Annotated in this window: 14 protein-coding genes; 9 read left to right on the top strand and 5 right to left on the bottom strand. The window is 71.5% G+C overall.

All coding sequences use genetic code 11. The annotated features are described in order from the left end of the window. Positions 1 to 116: 116 nt before the first annotated feature. The 4 genes from ACFVTF_RS05505 to ACFVTF_RS05490 form a co-directional block, all read right to left on the bottom strand. Positions 117 to 491 (bottom strand): transglycosylase SLT domain-containing protein, encoded by a 375-nt coding sequence (locus ACFVTF_RS05505; RefSeq protein ID WP_331743014.1) that lies wholly within the window; start codon positions 489 to 491, stop codon positions 117 to 119. A 772-nt stretch (positions 492 to 1263) separates the two neighbouring features. Next, positions 1264 to 1755, bottom strand: coding sequence for a signal peptide protein (locus tag ACFVTF_RS05500; protein ID WP_387809348.1), 492 nt, complete (start codon positions 1753 to 1755; stop codon positions 1264 to 1266). Between the two features lie 295 nt (positions 1756 to 2050). Next, positions 2051 to 3526, bottom strand: coding sequence for a hypothetical protein (locus tag ACFVTF_RS05495; protein ID WP_387809345.1), 1476 nt, complete (start codon positions 3524 to 3526; stop codon positions 2051 to 2053). A 648-nt stretch (positions 3527 to 4174) separates the two neighbouring features. Continuing rightward, the gene (locus ACFVTF_RS05490) at positions 4175 to 4714 is read right to left on the bottom strand and encodes a hypothetical protein (protein WP_387809342.1); all 540 of its coding nucleotides are present in this window, start codon (positions 4712 to 4714) and stop codon (positions 4175 to 4177) included. 303 nt (positions 4715 to 5017) lie between these two features. Here ACFVTF_RS05490 and ACFVTF_RS05485 point away from each other — a divergent pair, with 303 nt between their 5' ends. The 9 genes from ACFVTF_RS05485 to ACFVTF_RS05445 all read left to right on the top strand — a co-directional run bounded on the left by ACFVTF_RS05485 (position 5018) and on the right by ACFVTF_RS05445 (position 15376). Further along, positions 5018 to 6787, top strand: coding sequence for an MOSC domain-containing protein (locus ACFVTF_RS05485; RefSeq protein ID WP_387809339.1), 1770 nt, complete (start codon positions 5018 to 5020; stop codon positions 6785 to 6787). 224 nt (positions 6788 to 7011) lie between these two features. Continuing rightward, a complete protein-coding gene (locus ACFVTF_RS05480) occupies positions 7012 to 7707 on the top strand; it encodes a type 1 glutamine amidotransferase domain-containing protein (protein WP_387809336.1) in 696 nt (231 codons plus the stop codon). A gap of 79 nt (positions 7708 to 7786) precedes the next feature. After that, the gene (locus tag ACFVTF_RS05475) at positions 7787 to 8173 is read left to right on the top strand and encodes a nuclear transport factor 2 family protein (RefSeq protein ID WP_387809333.1); all 387 of its coding nucleotides are present in this window, start codon (positions 7787 to 7789) and stop codon (positions 8171 to 8173) included. A 190-nt stretch (positions 8174 to 8363) separates the two neighbouring features. Next, positions 8364 to 8639 (top strand): hypothetical protein, encoded by a 276-nt coding sequence (locus tag ACFVTF_RS05470; RefSeq protein WP_387809330.1) that lies wholly within the window; start codon positions 8364 to 8366, stop codon positions 8637 to 8639. A 293-nt stretch (positions 8640 to 8932) separates the two neighbouring features. After that, on the top strand, positions 8933 to 9265 hold the full coding sequence (locus ACFVTF_RS05465) for a trypco2 family protein (protein ID WP_331743037.1): 333 nt from the start codon (positions 8933 to 8935) through the stop codon (positions 9263 to 9265). A 102-nt stretch (positions 9266 to 9367) separates the two neighbouring features. Further along, complete coding sequence (locus ACFVTF_RS05460) at positions 9368 to 13189, top strand: tetratricopeptide repeat protein (protein ID WP_387809327.1); 3822 nt, start codon at positions 9368 to 9370, stop codon at positions 13187 to 13189. Between the two features lie 214 nt (positions 13190 to 13403). Continuing rightward, complete coding sequence (locus ACFVTF_RS05455) at positions 13404 to 14273, top strand: LLM class F420-dependent oxidoreductase (RefSeq protein ID WP_387809324.1); 870 nt, start codon at positions 13404 to 13406, stop codon at positions 14271 to 14273. 46 nt (positions 14274 to 14319) lie between these two features. After that, on the top strand, positions 14320 to 14526 hold the full coding sequence (locus ACFVTF_RS05450; RefSeq protein ID WP_387809321.1) for a hypothetical protein: 207 nt from the start codon (positions 14320 to 14322) through the stop codon (positions 14524 to 14526). Positions 14527 to 14968: 442 nt separating this feature from the next. Then, positions 14969 to 15376, top strand: coding sequence for a hypothetical protein (locus ACFVTF_RS05445; protein WP_387809319.1), 408 nt, complete (start codon positions 14969 to 14971; stop codon positions 15374 to 15376). A gap of 87 nt (positions 15377 to 15463) precedes the next feature. On the opposite strand, the gene ACFVTF_RS05440 is transcribed toward ACFVTF_RS05445, so the two are convergent. Then, positions 15464 to 17755, bottom strand: coding sequence for a hypothetical protein (locus ACFVTF_RS05440; protein WP_387809317.1), 2292 nt, complete (start codon positions 17753 to 17755; stop codon positions 15464 to 15466). Positions 17756 to 17920: the final 165 nt, after the last annotated feature.

Genomic DNA, 17920 nt, shown 5'->3' with positions numbered 1-17920 from the left:
GTCCCGGAAACGGCACGAGGGCCTGTTCCCGCGCAGATGCGCGGGAACAGGCCCTCGTGGGTCACTCCGGTTGCCCCTGTCCGACCCCCGGGGTGAGGGGAAGCCGAATGGTCGGCTTAGTACCAGTGGTTGGCCTGCCAGAAGGTCCAGGCCGCGTTCGGGCTGCCGTAGCGGGTGTTCATGTAGTCCAGCGACCACTTGATCTGGGTGGACGGGTTGGTCTTCCAGTCCGCACCGGCCGAGGCCATCTTGGAGGCCGGCAGCGCCTGGCCCAGACCGTAGGAGCCCGAGCTCGGGTTGGTCGCCGTGACGTTCCAGCCCGACTCGTGGGAGATGATCTGGCTGAACGAGGCGAGCTGGTCCGCCGGCACGATCTGCGCGGCGATGGCCTGCGGGGAGGCGTCCGCGGCCGAGGCGACAGCGGGGACCACGGCGGCACCCAGGGCGGTCACACCGGCGGCACCGGCAAGAATCACGGCAGTGGTACGCATGCGGAACTTGAAAGCGGGCATATACAGAAGACCTCAATCAGTTGGGCCGGTGTCACTCCCCGCCTCGACCGTGGCCGGACAGGGGCCGAACGGTCGCGGGATGTGACTCGGCGATAAGCCGTTCACCGGTGGGACAGGAGCCGGTGTGGCTGGCGATGAATGCCAAGTTGCCAGACCGGATCGGCCCTCGCCAAGACCCCCTCGCTACGACCCGCCGTCGTAGCGGACAGACCGGCACTGGTTCGAGAGGCGAGCCGCCCGGAGCGTGCCGACCCCGCCCCGCCTGCGCAAACACCCCCCAATAACACGCCAAATAGTTGCAAAATAGTGCAAAACGGACACCACTATCCGTCGTCGTACACCGCATTCCCATGTGAGCGCACTCACGACCCCAGCCCCGGCGCCATCACCGACCGGCCCGCCGCCACCACGCCGAGTCACCACCGATCGGCCGCCATTGAGACGGCCACCACACCCGGCCGGCGCGGGAACGGCACCACAGGGCGTCACCGCGGCTGTCGGCCGCCTGGTCGGCACGGCGGCAGGCGGGCACGGCGGCAGGCGGGCAGGGCGGCAGGCGGGCAGGGCGCGAAGCCGTCACGGGATCCCGGCCGGCCCCCGAGACGCCCGTCCTGGCGGAATCCCCCGTGCCGAAGACAGCCCGGCGTCGTTCGTGGCCGTGTGCGAGTCGTCGGGCATCTCGATGCGGTCCATGCGGCCCACGCGGCTCATGCGGCTCACGCGGCTCATGCGGCCGGCGAAGCCCCGAAGGTCAGGAGTACAGCGCGATCCTGGGCTGAACCGTGCCCGGGCCGGCGTTGACGACGGTGAGCCGGTAGCGCTGGGTGAGGGTGTGATGGCTGTGGAGGACCAGCTTCGCCCGGGTGAGGTCGGTGTACAGCGTGCCGGTCTCGCTGGCCAGCCGCACGGTCTTCCAGTGGCCGCCGCTCAGGACCTCGAGCTTGATGTCCGTCGGCGCGAGGAAGGGCCCGTCGTCCGGGGACTCGACGAGGATCTGCGGGGCGACGGTCCGGTCCGCCGACGAGTCGTTGCGGTAGGAGACCGTGATCGGGTGCGCCGCGTGGTCGGACGGCAGCGGCCGGTCGGGCAGGCCGACAAACGAGACCGGCGCGACAGCGGTCACCACCTGAGGGGCCAAGGCCCCCGTGGCGAGCGCCGGCGACGGCATCGTGAACGGCGCGGCCAACACGGCGGCGAGGGCGGTCGGGGCCAGAGCCCGGCGGAGGACCTTCCAGGTGGGCATGGTGTCTCCTTCGGTCATCGACGGCGCTCCCGGGAAGTCCACCGGCGGCCGGGCGGTCACCCGCCCACCGAGCGCATCCCCGGCTGGACGGACTGCCGCCGCCGGGCGGCCCGGACCGTACCCATCCACCCTGCACACCAATGGCCCAACGCGCATCCGCACCGGACCGGCGGCCCCGCCCAGGGCCCTCCAGGAGCGGGCAGTACAAGCACCTTCGGGCCCCTCGCCGGACAGCGAGAAGCACCGGCCACCGTGCTGGCGGCCGGTGCTTCCTCCCGTCGGACCCCGGGCTGGTCTACCAGTGCTCGTGGTGGTCGCAGCGCATGTCGTACTCGTCGTGTTCGTCGTGCTCGTGGCGCTTGATCCTGGTCGGGTCGGTGGCGGTGTGGGTGGTGGTGTCGCCGCCCCCGGTGACGGTCGCGGTGTTCGTGACCTCGTCGTCGGCCCGGCAGGAGACGTCGACCTGCAGCGTGATGGGCGGGTAGCTGCTCCCGGCGGGGAGGGCGTCACTGCGGGTGCAGGTGAGCGTGCTCCGGTCACAGGTCCAGCCCGTGCCGCTGATGCTGTCGGCCTTGAGCCCCGGGGGGAGGGTGTCGTGCACGGTGACCGTGGTGCCGTCGGTCGGAGCGGCCCCGGCGGCGTTGCCGACGGCGATGGTGTAGGTGCCGTCCCGCCCCTGGATGAAGTGCCTGGCGTGGGTCTTGGTGATGGTCAGGGACGGGACCGTGTAGGAGATGATCACCTGGCCACTGTGGTTCGCCGTCCCGATCGTCGAGAGCGCATAGCTCGTGCCGCTACCCGTGGGGGTGGCGAAGCTGCTGCCCCCACCGCCCCCTCCCCCACCTGCCGAGGTGCCCGTCCTGTTGACGGCGCCGCTGCCGCCGCCCCCGCCGGCGAAGTACCCGCCCCCGCCGCCGCCACCAGCAGCGATGGTACTGGCGGCGCAGCCGCCGTCGAAGCTGCCCCCAGCGCCACCGGTACCGACCGTGGCACCCGAGAACCCGCTCCCCGGCCCGCCGTTCACGACCAGACAGGACGGAACGGTGCCGGCGGCCCCGCCGGCACCCCCGGTGCTCGTACTGGTGCGGCCACCGCCCCCGCCCTGCCCCGGCGAGGCCCCGGGGCCGGTGGCGCTTCCCGCGGTGCCGCCGGTGGCGTCCGGCGTCGTCCCGCCGTTGCCTCCGTTCCCTCCGCTGGAGCCCGCTCCGGTGCCGCCGGCCGCGCCGCCGCCCCCGGCGACCACCAGCAGGGAGCCGCCCGTGCTGACGCTGGAGGCCCCGCCCCCACCCGGGCCCTCGAAGTGAAAGCCGGTGAGCGGAAAACCTCCCCCTGGGGCACCGCCGTTGAACCCGCCGGCACCCGGCGTCCCCGTGCCGTTGCAGCCCTTGCCGCCGGTGCCGCCGACGTTGATGGTGAAGGTCGTCGCCGTGGCGGTCTGCGGCAAGGTGGTCACCACCCGTGCCCCCGCCCCACCGGCCCCCGTGACGGAACAGGCGGTGCCGGTGTTGTCGGCGCCGCCGGCGCCGTCCGCGGTGATCGTCACCACCGCCGCCGCCGGAACTGTCAGGGTCTGCGATGCGCCGGTGAAGGTGAAGGTCTGCGACGGATCAGCCAGCTGCGCCCGCACCGGCACGGCCCCCACCGGCGCGGCCGCCACCGGTGGAGCCGTGGCCGCCAGCAGTGCCATACCGGACAGCAGCGCGCTCCCCACCGACACCACCCCCGCACCGCGCTCCCCGCGCCGCCCACCCGCGCCAACCGGATCGGACACGACGACGGCACCAGCCGGGGCCCTGTTGGACACGGCCACGGGCCACTGACGGCTGACCCGGTACCACGGCAGATCGCCCTGTCCACGAGTACGAGTGCTCATCCGCAGGTTCACCTCTCCTCACAGCAAAGCGCCCCGCGCCCCCGTGCGACAAGGCACAAGCGACACAGGACACCTGATGAAAAATCATGACAAACCACAATTAGACGCCCATACCCGGTCGCTTCGAGGTAGCGAGCCCATGAGAACCCCGGGTGTCGCAACGATCCGCGCGAGCCGGCGAGGAGCCGGCATCCGAGCAGGCCACCGTCTGGTCCTGGCATCCGTCCCGGCCTCGCCCCACACCTCCGCCAGCGCACCGCCGACGGCACCGGGAGCCTCATGGTCGGCCAGGAAGGGGAGCCCCCGCCCGGGGCATGGCTTTCGGACAGACCCGACGAGCACGCGGCCGGCGAGTTGGCGCGTCACCGGGTCGACATGCCCGACGTCCTCGTACGCCGATCGGGGGACCGCCGCTCTCTGATCCTGGGTCACGCCTCGCCATGATCGCGACGGTCGTCGTCACGCCCGAACCCGGCCCCACCCCACCTCGCCGACCGGCACTGGCACTGGCACTGGCACCGGCACCGGCACCGGCCGGATCGCGAACTACAGCCGTCGTGAGAACACGGGAACCCTGCTCAGCAACCAGAAGGCGCTGCTGGTGCCGAGCCCGTAGGCGAGGTGGGCGGTCAGGTCATCGCCCAGCGTCCTGGCGTCGTATTTCCAGATGGGTTTGTAGAGTCCCGCGACCGGAAGCACCACGTATCCGCTGAGCCACACGAGCGCACCGTACGGGAGCCCGTACACGACGCGGGGTTTGCGCAGCGAGGCGCTGACGGCGCCGTAGAAGGCCGCGTTGCCCACGCCATACGACCAGTGCATGAACGTGCTGACGGGGAACGCCGCGCTGTCCGGCAGCTCGCGCCGGGTGAAGGCCTCGACCAGGCGCTTTCCGACCTGCCCGGGATCCGGCGCCTCCTGCCAGGTGCGGACCGGGGCGAACTCCCAGTGCAGGGCGTTGTGTTCGCCGCCGGCCCGGCGCTGGCGCAGGAACCTCACGGCGTCCATGCAGACGGTGCCGACCACTCCCGCCGCCAGGCCCGCACCGACAGCGCCGAGCGGGGTCAGCTGCTTGCGCGTGCGCATAGGTCGTTCGCTCCCGATTCCGGTTCTTCCAGAAGCCGGCGCTCTGGCCGCCGTCGACGCACAGGATCTCGCCGGTGACGAACGAGGCCTGTTCGAGGTGCATGATCGTCGAGGTTCATGATCGCCTCGACGGCGGCGGCCTACCCGCGCCTGCGGTACGCGTCCGGCGACGGCGCCCACCGTTTTCACTCTACTCGGCGCCGCGCCCCGGCGCCGCGCAGAGCTCTTCAGGTGCGGCCGACGGCCGGCCGTACGACGCTGGAGGCAGGCACCGGCCTGTCGAGCGCGGGAGGAGCACAGGTCATGGCCGTTCTGATCGCCGTGAACGTCGGCATGCCCAAGGACGTCCCCTGGCAGGGCAGGACCACCCGCACCGGCATCTGGAAGTACCCCGTCGCCGGGCCCGTGATGGCGCGCCGGCTCAACCTGGACGGCGACGGGCAGGGCGACCTCGCCGGGCACGGCGGCGAGCAACGTGCCGTGCTGGTCTACCAGTTGAGTTCCTACCGCCATTGGCAGGAGCACCTGAAGCGGGACGACTTCACGTACGGCCAGTTCGGCGAGAACCTCACCGTGGACGGACTCGCCGACGACGAGGTGTGCATCGGTGACCGCTACGGGATCGGCGGTGCGGTCTTCGAGGTCACCCAACCCCGCGTGACGTGCTACCGCGTGGGGTTGCGGCTCGGCGAGCCGCAGATGGCCGCCCTGCTGGTGTCCCATCGCCGCCCGGGCTTCTACATGCGGGTGCTGACCGAAGGGCCGGTGCGGGCGGGCGACGAGATCGTGAAGATCGCCTCGGGCCCCGAGGAGATGACCGTCGCGGAGATCGACGCGCTGCTCTACCTGCCCGGCCACGCCCGGCCGCAGCTCGAACGGGCCCTGCGCATCAGCGCGTTGAGCCCCGGCTGGAAGACGTCGCTGCAGGCCCTGCTCGACGACGCGGACCGCGGCTCCGGCACCGCGGGTGGGAACCGCGGGCTGACCACCAGCAGTCCGCCGCCGGCCTGGCCCGGGTTCCGTCGGCTCGAAGTCGCCCGCATCGAGCCGGAGAGCTCGGACATCTTCTCGCTCACTCTGGCGGCGGTCGACGGCGAACCGCTCCCCGCCGCTCTGCCGGGGCAGTTCCTCACGGTCCGCCTGCGGCCGGACCCACAGGCCTCCCCGGTCATCCGCAACTACTCGCTCTCCGGCCGACCGGGCGCCAAAACGTATCGCATCAGTGTCAAGCAGGAGCCGAACGGCGTCGCCAGTACCTACCTGCGTGAGCACGTGACGGTGGGTGACGCCCTCGATGTCGCCGCTCCGCGCGGCACGTTCCTGCTCGCCGACGCGAACACTCCGGTCCTGCTGCTGTCCGCCGGCGTCGGCGCCACCCCCGTCCTGGCCATGCTGCACGCCCTGGCCTCGGAGCACTCGCAGCGCGCGGTGTGGTGGCTGCACGCGGCCCGGAACGGCGAGAACCACCCGTTCGCCGGCGAGGTGCGCGCACTGCTCTCCCAGCTGCCCGCAGGCCGGTCGTTCGTCTCCTACAGCCGTCCGTCCGGCGCCGACCGCCCGGGTGTCGACTACACGGTCAGCGGGCGGTTCAGTCCCGAGCGGATCCACGGCCTGGAGCCGCCTCCGGACGCCGACGCCTACATCTGCGGGCCGAGCGCGTTCATGCGGGACATGACGGACGCCCTTCAGGCCTGCGGCCTGCCGTCCTCCCGGGTCCACACCGAGGTCTTCGGGGCCACGTCCGGCCTCACCCCCGGCGTGGTGACCGGACCCGTCCGGGCACCGCACCAGCCGGCCGCTCCTCCCGGCGGCCGCCCGGGACCGTCCGTAGCCTTCGCCCGCAGCGGGCTGGTCGTCCCCTGGCACCCTGACTACGGGACGCTGCTCGAACTCGCCGAGGCGTGCGACGTGCCCGTGCGCTGGTCCTGCCGCACCGGAATCTGCCACACCTGCGAGACCGCGCTCCTCTCCGGCCACGTCGAGTACGCCCCGCAGCCCCTGGAGCCCCCCGCCGCGGGGAGCGCGCTCATCTGCTGCTCGACGCCCCCGGCCGACGTGGTCCTGGACATGTGATCGGATGTGCTCCGTGACCGGGGGCACTTCCGCCTATGGAGCACCGGGTTGCGCGCGGTCGGCGCAGCTGCCTAGCGTGGTTGCGTGGGGCGAGGGGACAGAACCGGCGGGGCGGGTCGGTTGCGTGGGCCATCCCGCCGTGGGGCATCCCGCCGTGGAACATCCCGCCGTGGGGCATCCCGCCGAACCCACTCCTGGCATGTGTCCGAGAGGGGATCTCTGCCATGGCAAAGGTGCTTTTCATCGTCAGCGGAGCCGCCTACTGGGTGCTGAAGGACGGCACGCGGCACGCGACCGGCTACTGGGCCGAGGAGTTCGCGAACCCGTACAAGATCCTCACGGACGCCGGTCACGAGGTCGTCGTCGCGACGCCCAACGGTGTGACACCGACCGTCGACATGATGAGCCTGCGCCCCGAGATGGTCGGCGGAAACGACAGCGCCCTGGAGCTGGAGGCCGTCATCCGTTCCGCAGAGGTGCTGCGTCGACCGCTGCAGCTGTCGGACGTGCGCCTGGAGGACTACGACGCGGTCTACCTGCCGGGCGGCCACGGCCCGATGGCGGACCTGGCGTGGGACGCCGATGCGGGACGGCTGCTGACCCGGCAACTGGCCTCGGGCAACCCGCTGTTCATCGTCTGCCACGGCCCCGCCGCACTGCTGGCCACCAGGATCCACGGCGAGTCGCCGTTCAAGGGCTACCACATCACCTGCTTCACCGACGAGGAGGAGGACGGCGTCGGACTGGCCTCCAAGGTGCCGTGGCTGCTGGAGACCGACGTGAAGGCGAAGGTCGGCGTCAACTTCAGCCGCGGTCCGGTCTGGGAGCCCTACATGGTCGAGGACCGCAACCTGGTGACCGGACAGAACCCGGCCTCGGCCGCGGTCCTCGGGAACCGGATGCTGGAGATCCTCAAGTGACCAGTCCTGGAGCGATCCCGCCCAGGCGCGCGCCCGCGTCGCAGGACGTCGGACGCGCGGTGTTCCGAGCGAAAGGGCCATGACGGTGGAAGCGACGGTTGCCCGGGCCCTGCTGGACCGGCACTGGGCCGCATCGAACAGCGGTGACGCGGACGCGGAACACGACATCTACGCCGACGACGTCATCGTCGAATACCCCCAGTCCGGCGAGGTCATCCGCGGCAGGAGCAACATCCAGGCACTGCGCATCCAACATCCCGCGGCCCGAACCTTCACCGTGCGCAGGATCCTCGGATCCGGCGACCTCTGGGTCACCGAATTCGTGCTCACCTACGACGGCAAACCCACACAGACCGTGAGCATCATGGAGTTCTCGGCAGGACGCGTGGTGCGGGAGACGCAGTACTTCGCCGACCCGTTCGACCCGCCGGCCTGGCGGTCCCAGTGGGTCGAACCCGGGGAGTGATCAGCGACTCTACGTTGAGGAGCGACGCGCTCGCCAAATGACGCGACATCAGCTGGGCCTGCTTCGAACGGGACTGGTACCGGACATCGAGACCGAGCCCGGGCGCCACCGCCACAGCGCCCGTTGGCTTGCCTAGACTGCGGCCGATCGACACGGCTGCCTTCGTCCGGTTGCGGCTAGAGTCGCGCCTGTGACAGTGAGCCGGGGCCGGTGGCCGAAGATCGACCAGGACAGCGGCATCGAGGATGCGGTGTTGCTCATCCTGGAGTGGCTGGGCGAGCAGGGTGTGGGCGCCGCGATCAGGGTGGACGCCGAGCGGTTGCGGGACCAGAAGCCCGCATGGACGTTCACCGCCGGCGGCGGTCCGTTGAGGCAACCGATGCGGGCCGACGGAGCCACCGCTCACGAGTGCCTGTCCCGCGCTCTGTCCTATCTCCGCGAAGCCGGCGTGGACGTGCCCTTCTGACGCGTCGCCCATGGAGCGGACGATGGTGGCGGCCTTCGGGTGTCGGTGGCGCGTCCAGCGATCCGGTTTGAAGGTGGGCATGTCAAGGTCGACGCCTCCACCACCTCAACGTCCCCCAGGCCGAGCAGCAGACCCTGGCCGACATGCTCGACACCTGCGCGTAGCCGGAGCGGCCCGCCCCCGTCCTGTTGGTCCGGGGCGGCCGCGACAGAAGGCGGCTTTCGGCTGCGGGGACGGGGGTGCGGGTTCTACGGTGTCGGGTGACGGTATGTCAGGACTGTGGGGTGGGTCTGGTGGATGTTCCTCTGGCGGACGCGGTGGCTGCGGTACGCGACGAGCTGCTGAAGGCGGCGGCCCGGGCCGGGGACGATCCCGGAGTGGTGTTCGCGGTGGGACCGGTGGAGATGGAGTTCGAGGTCGAGCTGCGCGCGGACGCCAAGGCGAAGGCCGGCTTCAAGCTGTTCGCGGTAGGGGCGGAGACCGAGGCCGGGCTTTCCCGCGGCCGTACCCACCGGGTCTCCTTCACCCTCACCCCCAAGCGCCCGAACGGAGGCGACCTCCTGGTCAGCTCCGCGCAGGAGCGCCCGGCCGGGCCCGGCGACACCACCGGGCGCATCAACGACTGAGAACCGGGATCTTGGCCGGCGCCCCGTCGTCCGGTCGCAGCCATGGGCGGCGGGCGGGGCTGCTTGTAGGGGGCGTGGGTGGAGCGGGTACGGCTTGCCGGGGTGAACGGACCGAACGGCCACGGGTCGGGGTACGCGGTCGGCGGCCGGCTGGTCCTGACGGCCGCACACGTCACCGGGCCGTTGGGCACCGGGGTGACGGTCTTCCACCCGGCCGGCAGCGGCACCGCTGCCGGGACCGTGGTGTGGGCCGGCACTCCGGGTGGGCGTGACGACGCGGCGCTCGTGCTCGTGGACGACTCCCCGCAGTGGCAGCCCCCCACCGTTCCCGTCCGGTGGGGGCGGCCGGACACGACCCGCCCCGGTACCGCGTGCGAGACGTGGGGCGTCCCCGACGAGGCCCAGCGCCCCGGCCGCGCCATCGAGGCCGTGCAACTGCACGGGGAGATAAACCCGGGCAGCGGCTTCGTCGGCAACCAGTACGTCATGGACCTCCGTACCTCCGGCGCCGGCTGGCCGGGTGACGGGACGTCGCCGTGGGGCGGTCTGTCGGGGGCGGCGGTGTTCTGCGACCGCTACCTGACCGGTGTCGTCACCGCCGACCGGGCGAACTCGGACCACGGCCGGCTCAACGTCGTCCCCGCCTACGTCCTCCACCACGACCCCGCCTTCCGCACCGCCCTCACCACCCATGGCGGCGGCGTGGCCACCGGGCTGGAGGCGGTCGAGTTCCAGGACATCACCGACCCCGCCCAGTTCCCGGCCCGACGCCCCCCGGTGACACCGGCCGCCCTTCTGGAGGCCGGACGACAGACCGTCCCCTTCCACGGCCGCGACGACCTGCTCGCCCAACTGCAGGCCTGGTGCCGACAGGACGGGTTCGGGTCATGGCTGCTGCACGGCCCCGGCGGCCAAGGCAAAACCCGCCTCGCCCACCACCTCAACCGGCAACTCACAGTCCAGGGCTGGACGGTGCTGTGGCCGCGGGCCGGCGCCCGCAGGGACCAGTTGCTGGAACTGCGGCGGGCGACCAGGCCCCTGCTGGTCGTCCTCGACTACGCCGAGACCCGCCCCGAACAGCTCGGCGCCCTCGTCGAAGCCGCCGCGGAACACCCCGGCACCAGCCCGTTCAAGCTCCTGCTCCTGGCCCGCACCGCAGGGGACTGGTGGCAGCAGGCCCAGGTGGAAAGCCGGCAGGCCGAGGAACTCCTCGCCACCGCCCGCACGCGCCGCCTCACGCCCCTGGAGGACGACCCGGACCGGCGGACCGGCCACTACCGCGACGCCGCCCACGCCCTCGCCACCGCACTGCCGACCGTTCCGGACATGGCCGGACATGACTGGACTGCGGCCGCCGCAGCCTTGGTGCCGCCACTGCAGTTGGCCCGGGACGACACCTACGGCAACGCGCTCACCCTCCACATGACCGCCCTCGCCGACCTCCTCGACACCGCACGGACCGAACCCGCAGACCGCACCGGGGACGAGGACGTGCAGGACGTCGAGGACCGGCTGCTCGGCCACGAAGCCCGCTACTGGCGCAGCAGCGCCACCGCCCGCGGCCTCACCCCCGCCCTCAGCAGGAGCACCCTGGAGACCGCGCTCGCCGCCGCCCACCTCGCCGGCGCCGCCGACCGCGAACACGCCGACCTTCTGTGGCGGCGCCTGCCCGTGCTCGCCGACCAGTCCCGCGACCGCCGTGACCAAGTCACCGCCTGGCTCGCCGCCCTCTATCCACCCACCACCGGCGGCAGCTCGACCAGCAGCCCGCCCTGGGGCGCGCTGCAACCCGACCGCCTCGCCGAACGCCACACCGGCCGCACCCTCGAAACCGACCCCCGCCTGGCCGACCACCTCCTCGACGGCGCCGACGACACCCAGACCGGACAACTCCTCACCGTCTACTCCCGCGCCGCCGCCCATCCCGCCCTCCGACTCGACACGCAGCTCACCGACCTGTGCGTCCGCCGCCACGACCAGCTCGCGCAGCACATCGTCGCCACCGCCACCCGCACGGACCACCCACAGCCGCTCATCGATGCCCTTGATGCCGTCACCACCCGCCCCGACACCCCCCTCGACACCCTCACCACGATCTACGACCGGTTCCCCCACGCCAGCCGTCGCCTCGCCACCACCGCAACCCGCCTCGTTCTCACCATCACCGGCCGCTACCGTGCCTTGGCGGAGGCCAACCCGGACGGCTACCTGCCCGACCTCGCCATGTCCCTCAACAACCTCTCCATCCGGTTGGGCGACATGGGCCGGCGGGAGGAGGGCCTGACCGTCATCCAGGAAGCCACCGACCACTACCACGCCCTGGCCGAAGCCAACCCGGACGCCCACCTGCCCGACCTCGCCAGGGCCCTCAACAACCTCTCCAACCGGCTGGGCGACATGGGCCGGCGGGCAGAGGCTCTGGCCGCCATCCAGGAAGCCACCGACCACTACCGCACCCTGGCCGAGGCCAACCCGAACGCCCACCTGCCCGACCTCGCCAGGGCCCTCAACAACCTCTCCAACCGGCTGGGCGAGGTGGGCCAGTGGGAGGAGGGCCTGACCGCCATCCAGGAAGCCACCGGCCACTACCACGCCCTGGCCGAGGCCAACCCGAACGCCCACCTGCCCGACCTCGCCACAGCCCTCAACAACCTCTCCAACCGGCTGGGCGAGGTGGGCCGGCAGGCAGAGGCTCTGGCAGCCAGTCAGGAGGCCGTCACGATCCGTCGTGCCTTGGCCGAGGCCAACCCGGACGCCTACGTGCCCGACCTCGCCACAGCCCTCAACAACCTCTCCATGCGGCTGGGCGACATGGGCCGGCGGGCAGAGGCTCTGGCCGCCATCCAGGAAGCCACCGGCCACTACCACGCCCTGGCCGAGGCCAACCCGGAGGCATACCTGCCCGACCTCGCCAGGGCCCTCAACAACCTCTCCATCTCGCTGGGCGAGGTGGGCCGGCGGGAGGAGGGCCTGGCCGTCATCCGGGAAGCCGTCACGATCCGCCGTGCCTTGACCGAGGCCAACCCGAACGCCCACCTGCCCGACCTCGCCACAGCCCTCAACAACCTCTCCAACCGGCTGGGCGACATGGGCCAGTGGGAGGAGGGCCTGACCGTCATCCAGGAAGCCATCGGCCACTACCGCACCCTGGCCAAGGCCAACCCGAACGCCTACCTGCCCGACCTCGCCACAGCCCTCAACAACCTCTCCAACCGGCTGGGCGACATGGGCCAGCGGGCAGAGGCTCTGGCCGCCATCCAGGAAGCCACCGGCCACCACCGCACCCTGGCCAAGGCCAACCCGAACGCCCACCTGCCCGACCTCGCCACAGCCCTCAACAACCTCTCCAACCGGCTGGGCGACATGGGCCGGCGAGAGGAGGGCCTGTCCGCCATCCAGGAAGCCGTCACGATCCGCCGTGCCCTGGCCGAGGCCAACCCGAACGCCTACCTTCCCGATCTGGCCATGTCCCTCAACAACCTCTCCAACCGGCTGGGCGAGGTGGGCCGGCGGGAGGAGGGCCTGACCGCCATCCAGGAAGCCACCGGCCACTACCACGCCCTAGCCGAGGCCAACACGGAGGCATACCTGCCCGACCTCGCCATGTCCCTCAACAACCTCTCCATGCGACTGGGTGAGGTGGGCCGGTGGGCAGAGTGTCTGGCCGCCATCCAGGAAGCCACCGGCTACTACCGCACCCTGGCCAAGGCCAATCCGAACGCCTACCTGCCTGACCTAGCCACAGCCCTCAACAACCTCTCCATCCCGCTGGGCGGGATGGGCCGGCGGGAGGAGGGCCTGGCCGTCATCCGGGAAGCCGTCACGATCCGCCGTGCCTTGGCGGAGGCCAACCCTACGTTCTTTGGACCAGCCCTCCAGCAGTCCCTCAATGTGGCCGCCTGGCTCAGAGGAATCGAACCGTAGCCGGGCGATTCGGCTATTGCCGCAGGCTCACCGGCCGGGCACCAACCCCACATGTTTTCACGCCGTCCGGCATCCCCGCCCGAGGCCGGCAGCGCAGCCCGGGAGGTGCGGTGGCCTTGCTCACCTACGCGGCACGCCTTGTCCCTACGCCCGCGGCGCGCCATGCCACCGTGCGTCCGCGCCTGGTGCTTAGGGTGGCCCCGGGAGGTAGGGAATGCGGGTAGGACTGCACGCGCTCGGCATCGGTAACGGTGCCCGCCCTGAAGTGATCGCGGCCGTCGCCACCGCAGCGGAGGCGCATGGCTTCGCCAGGCTGTGGTGCGGTGAGCATGTGGTGCTCGTGGACACGCCCGCATCCCGTTACCCCTACTCCGCGGACGGCCAGATCGCCGTGCCCGCGGACGCGGACTGGCTGGACCCGCTGCTCGCCCTGAGCTTCGCCGCGGCAGTCACCAGCCGGATCGAGCTCGCCACCGGCGTGCTCCTGCTGCCCGAGCACAACCCGGTGGTGGTCGCCAAGCAGGCCGCCACCCTCGACAGGCTTTCCGCCGGACGGTTCAGCCTCGGCATCGGAACGGGCTGGTCAGCCGAGGAGTTCGCCGCCCTCGGCGTCCCCTTCACCGGACGCGGACGCCGCACCGACGAGTACCTCACCGCGATGCGCACCCTTTGGGCCAAGGACCCCGCCTCCTTCACCGGGGAGTTCACCCGCTTCGACGCGATCCGGGTCAACCCAAAGCCGCTGCGCGGCGCCCAACTCCCGGTCGTGGTCGGCGGCAACAGCAACACCGCCCTGCGCCGCGCGGCCACACTCGGCGACGGCTGGTACGGCTTCAACATCCCCGTCGCCGACGTCCCCGAACGCGTCGCCGTCCTCGTCGACGAGTGCGCCCGACGCGGCCGCGCTCCCGGTGAACTCACCATCGCCGTCGCACTGAGTGACGGCCACCCGGAGCATCTTCCAGAACTCGCCGCAGCCGGCATCACCGAGGTCGTCGTCGTCGGAGCGCCCCCGCCGACCCCTGACGCGGCCGTCACCTGGGTCGCGGAACTCGCCCGGACGTGGATGCCCCCGGCCGAATGACCAGGGCGCCACGCCAGGCGCCAGCCTGTTGTTTTCACGCCGCACGGTGTCCCCGCCCGGGGCCGCCGGGGCCTGGCCGCCGCCACTCTCGCGCATCGGCTCGATCTCCAGCGCCGCCGTCGACCCCGGGCCCTGCACCTCCTGGGCCTGGCCCACCGCTCACTGCCAGGTCAACTCCCTCACCAGCTGCGACTGCGGCTACTGCACCGCCTACGGCCCCCTGCCCGGACACATCGCCCATCACGGCACCTGAACTCCCTGTCACCTGTGGACAGACCAGGTACATCGGGGCGGCGGTGGCCTGCGGTCCTCGCCGTCGCAGGGCGACGAGACGGGGTGGGGCTGGAGCCAGGCCGGATTGCGAGGCCGCCGGGCTACCTGGCGGGCGCCGGGCGCGCTTCGTCTTCGTCAACGAGGCCCGGTACCGCGGCAAGACCTCCAGGCCGCGCGCGCGGAGGACGGGGCCAGAGCCGCCGCAGAGGCCAGGTGGAGCGCCTCCGGGATCTGAGCCAAGTTCCTTGCCAGTTAGTATTGATGATGTATGGTCAGGTCGGTTTTGCAGGTCACGGCGGTGACGTTGCCGGCGGTGCAGGCCCCGGCGTATCACCCCGGGGAAGGAATCCGGGATCGACCGCCGTCCGGCCCATACCGTCGTCGACGGTGTGGCACCAGTGATCGACATGGGGAGGGGCATCATGAACGGCAGGATCGTGACTCTGCTCGGCGTACCCGCACTGCTCGCGGGAGCAGTCCTCGCAGCGGCCCCGGCGTACGCCGGGACCGGGGTGCGGGTCGACGGCGCGACCGTTTCCGGTGGCACCTCGGCGACGGTGAACGTCACCATCGCGTACTCCTGCGACGCCGGCGGCTTCGTCGCGTCCGCGACCGTGACCGCCGATGACCGTACGTCCGGCGCCCTTGGCTACGCCCGGTTCACCCCGAACTGCACGGGCGCGAATGTCCAAGTGACCGTCCCGGTCACGACTTTGAACCAGAGCCGGTACGCCGCGGGCGACACGGCGGCCGTCCGGGCCTCGCTGCTCGACGCGACCGACACCGAGGTGGTCGGGACCATCACCCGGCTCACCGTCGGCACCGCGTAGCCGGGCCGACGGCGGGCGGCGGGCCGCACGGGCCGGGGAGCGCTCGTGCGGCCCGCCGCGTTACGGAATCGGGCTACGGGGTGCGGGCTACTTCTTGGCCGGTGCCTTCGGGACGGCGTTGTACGGGTTGTGGTGGTGGTCGCCGATGTGCAGCTGCTCCTCCGGCGCGCCGGCGAGCTTGGGCAGGACGTGGGTGCCGGTCGGGTCGGTGATGACGATGGCGTCGCCGTTGCGGCGCACGTCGTGCGGGGAGCCCTTGGCGTAGGAGGCGAGCTCCGCGCCCTGGCCGGTGGGGGTCGAGTCGGCCACCGTACCGAACACGTTCGTGGGCAGCGTCAGTGCGGTCGCCGTCGCGCCGAGCGTGGTGTTCGCGGACTGCTCGCCACCGTACGCGGCGCCGAAGGTGGCGCCGCCGGTGACGGTGGTGCCGGCGGGCACGGTGACCGGCACGGCGGTGCCGGAGGTGCCCTGGAGGGTGACCACGCCGCCCTGGATGTAGCCGGTGGCCGAGCCCGTGTTCTGGGCCTGCTGCCAGGCGGCCTGCTGCTGGAGGACCGTGCCGGAGTCGGTGAGGGTCTGGTTGACCACCGGGGTGTCCGCGGTGAACCAGGTGCGGTAGGTGGACAGGATGCCGGTGAGGGTCTGCAGGGCCAGCTTGTCGTCGGTCAGGTTGGACTGGTGCATGAAGAAGGGCCGCGGGTCGTTGGAGAGCACGTACCCGAGGGTGATCCTGACCTGCAGCGGCAGGACGTAGTTCGACCAGGCGGTGTTCGGGTCCAGCGGTGCGATGCAGGTCGTGGTGGCCGGGTTGGCCTCGCAGTTGCCGCTGCCGCCGTTCGCCTTGGAGGTGTAGAGCCAGTTGTACTCGCTCACCTCGTCGGCCTGGGTGGAGACGTTGTAGAACACGTTGACCGGGTGGCGCGGGGTGCCGAGCGCGGAGGCGATCTGACGCTGCCCGCTCTCGCGGGAGGCGTCGACGCCGAGCCACTGGATGTTGTTGGCGCTCAGCGCGGCCAGGAAGTTCGGGTTGTCGGCGGGCTGCTGCGGCAGCATCACGGTGCCGGAGTGCTCGCCCGCGACCAGCTCGTTCGGCCGGAACGGGAGGCCGTTGGCCTGGGCGAACTGGATGTTCTGGGTGATCTGGGAGCTGATGGTGGGCTGGTCGACGTACTCGATGGCACCCGAGGCGTCGGTCTCGCACCGCCAGGGGATCACCGAGAAGTCCTGCACGCAGCCCAGGAACGGGTGGTCGTAGGTGTGGTTGACCCACCGGAAGCTGTTCTTGTTCGCCAGCAGCGCGTCGCTCAGCGGGTCGTCGCCGCCCTGCTCCTCCTGGTACTCGACACCCGGGCCGGCGTTGAACAGGAAGTCCAGGGTGTAGCCGTTCTGCTGCTGCCAGTTCACCGTGTCGGTGACGTCGGAGGCGGCCATCCGGATGGGCGTGGTGTCCGGCACGCCGGCGGCGCAGTCGCCTTCGCCCGGGGTGCACTTGCCGCTCTGGCTCCACCGGGAGTTGGCGTTGAACAGGTCGTCGATGTGTGCCGAGAAGTAGTTGCGCCAGTAGCCCAGGTGGACGCCCCGCGTCACCCAGTCGACGATCCCGTGCGCGAGCAGCCGGAACTGCTGCTGGTTGTAGTTGTACGCGAAGGTGAGGACCAACTGCTGGCGGCCGCCGCTGGTGTAGACGCCCACGAGCACGCCCTGCGTCGAGGTGCCGGGCACCGTCTCGGTGAGGAACGGTTCGAAGTGCGAGCCGGTGGCCGGGTTGTCGGGCACCGGCGTGGCCAGCGCGCCGTACGAGCCGCTGCCGCCCGCGGTGCCCTCGAACGGCACCGGGCCGTTGAGGTAGCGGAAGGCGTCGGTCCGGGCGGAGGAGGACGCGGTGGCGGTGGTCGCGTCGAGCGAACCGGTCCACGCGGGCGGGTTCAGACCGGTGTTGGCGCCCGGCCACACGTAGGAGTCGACCTGTCGCACGTGGTACGCCTGCTCGTAGCCGGTGAGGGCGGAGAGTTCGGCGGTGGAGAGCTGGCTCGGCGCGTCGTTGGGCAGGACGACGGCCTCGAAGTGGCCGTGCGGTGTGCCGTCGGCCAGGGCGTCGGCGAGGAAGGACGCCGTGAGAGTGGCACGGTTGCTGCTGGTGAGGTCGACCACGGTGGTCGGCACGCCCTCGGAGACCAGTTGCTTGTGGATGCCCTCGACCCACGGGTTGCCGTCGGTGACGACGAGGACGTTCAGGTCGACCCGGGCGGTCGCGGCCGCGGCCGGGACGACCGTGCCGAGGGATATCACCGCGCCGGCCACGACCAGCGCGATCAGCGGCAGCGCGCGGAACGGCGTCCGGCCCGCGCGCGGGGCAGGACGGGGTTTCAGGAGTCTCATGGCGCCCACCCTGGCGCAGCGGGCGGTCGCTACGGCCGCGTTCCGACAGACCTTGACCGATCGATGGCGGGGTTTTTGGAAACGGTTCCCGTTTCGGAAGCTTCCCCGTAACCGGCCTGCACACCTGCGGCCCTGAGGCCCGGTCAGAACCGGCCGCGCCGGGCG

The sequence above is a fragment of the Kitasatospora sp. NPDC057940 genome, assembly GCF_042887425.1.
GTDB lineage: Bacteria > Actinomycetota > Actinomycetes > Streptomycetales > Streptomycetaceae > Kitasatospora.
Note: the sequence above shows the minus strand (reverse complement) of the source record. Positions and strands in the feature narration are given on the sequence as shown.

What these genes read in the sequence shown, in the direction of transcription:
- ACFVTF_RS05455 (WP_387809324.1), top strand. Translation starts at nt 13,404, where the DNA reads ATGCGGGTAGGACTGCACGCGCTCGGCATCGGTAACGGTGCCCGCCCT.
- ACFVTF_RS05445 (WP_387809319.1), top strand. Translation starts at nt 14,969, where the DNA reads ATGAACGGCAGGATCGTGACTCTGCTCGGCGTACCCGCACTGCTCGCG.
- ACFVTF_RS05485 (WP_387809339.1), top strand. Translation starts at nt 5,018, where the DNA reads ATGGCCGTTCTGATCGCCGTGAACGTCGGCATGCCCAAGGACGTCCCC.
- ACFVTF_RS05505 (WP_331743014.1), bottom strand. Translation starts at nt 491, where the DNA reads ATGCGTACCACTGCCGTGATTCTTGCCGGTGCCGCCGGTGTGACCGCC.
- ACFVTF_RS05475 (WP_387809333.1), top strand. Translation starts at nt 7,787, where the DNA reads ATGACGGTGGAAGCGACGGTTGCCCGGGCCCTGCTGGACCGGCACTGG.
- ACFVTF_RS05480 (WP_387809336.1), top strand. Translation starts at nt 7,012, where the DNA reads ATGGCAAAGGTGCTTTTCATCGTCAGCGGAGCCGCCTACTGGGTGCTG.
- ACFVTF_RS05500 (WP_387809348.1), bottom strand. Translation starts at nt 1,755, where the DNA reads ATGCCCACCTGGAAGGTCCTCCGCCGGGCTCTGGCCCCGACCGCCCTC.
- ACFVTF_RS05490 (WP_387809342.1), bottom strand. Translation starts at nt 4,714, where the DNA reads ATGCGCACGCGCAAGCAGCTGACCCCGCTCGGCGCTGTCGGTGCGGGC.
- ACFVTF_RS05440 (WP_387809317.1), bottom strand. Translation starts at nt 17,755, where the DNA reads ATGAGACTCCTGAAACCCCGTCCTGCCCCGCGCGCGGGCCGGACGCCG.